Annotated in this window: 1 protein-coding gene; it reads right to left on the bottom strand. The window is 68.8% G+C overall.

Annotated elements, in window-relative coordinates:
* A partial coding sequence (locus QN357_RS19015) for a lipase maturation factor family protein (protein WP_323505402.1) occupies positions 1 to 1,041 on the bottom strand: 1,041 nt, incomplete at its 3' end.
* Between the last annotated feature and the right edge of the window lie 58 nt (positions 1,042 to 1,099).

Genomic DNA, 1,099 nt, shown 5'->3' with positions numbered 1-1,099 from the left:
GCCGAATGCCCCGTAGGCGTTCACGAGGTGATACCGGTTGAAGCTCGCGTTCATCAGCTGCCTGCGCGCGACCAGGTTGCGGGCCGGCCAGAAGCTCAGCACCACGAGCAGGAGGGTGACTGCGAGCACGAGCACGACGAACCACGGCGGGGCGCCGGGGAGGGCTGTCGAGGGCTCGCCCGCGGCGCCGGGGAGGAACGGGAAGACCGTCCGGAATGCGCGGTCGTCGACCGCGGCGAAGACGAGCACGATCGTGATCCAGTTCAGCCAGGCGAAGTTTCCGGTGACCACGAGCCACAGCTGGGTCAGGGCGAGCACGGCGGCGGCGACGGATGCGACGGGCTGGGGTGCGAAGAGGAAGAACGGCACCACGAGTTGCGCGACATGATTGCCGAGCACCTCGCCGCGGTGGAACCAGGCCGGCAGCCGGTGCACGAAGGTGCTCACGGGATTCGGCATCGGCTGCGTCTCGTGATGGTAGAACATCGCGGTCAGGTCCCGCCATTCCGGGCCGCCGCGCATCTTGATCATTCCGGCGCCGAATTCCAGCCGGAAGACCAGCCAGCGCACGAAGAGAATGATCGTGAGCGGCGGGGCCACCTCGTTCGACCCGAGGAAGGCGACGACGAACCCGGCCTCGAGCAGCAGGCTCTCCCAGCCGAAGGAGTAGAAGGTCTGCCCCACGTTGACGATCGACAGGTACCCGGCCCAGAGCAGCAGGAAGGCGAGCATCGGAAGCCAGGGCGGGCCGAGTTGCGGCAGGCCGGCGACGAGGGTTGCGGCCAGCAGGACGCCGCCCCAGGCCAGCACCCGCAGCATCCGGTCGGAGTAACGCCAGTGGAAGAGGCTCGGCGCGTCGCGAAACCGCACGCGGGACACCCAGTCGCGCACCGGCAGCAGGCCGTGATCCCCGAGCAGCGCCGGGAACTGGTTGGCGGTGGACAGGAACGCCACGAGGAAGATCGCGGCTACTCCGCGCTGCAGGACCTGCCGCGCTATCGAGTAGTCGCCGGCCTCGAAGAAGGCACCGAGGAGATCCATCGTGCAGTCACCCTAGCCCCGCCTGGCCCGGCAGGGCAGGGTCAGGAAGGGCAGGGTC

This window comes from Cryobacterium sp. RTC2.1 (assembly GCF_035018685.1).
Lineage (GTDB): Bacteria > Actinomycetota > Actinomycetes > Actinomycetales > Microbacteriaceae > Cryobacterium > Cryobacterium glucosi.
The sequence above is the reverse complement of the archived record's forward strand: the minus strand, read 5'-3'. Positions and strand labels throughout refer to the sequence as shown.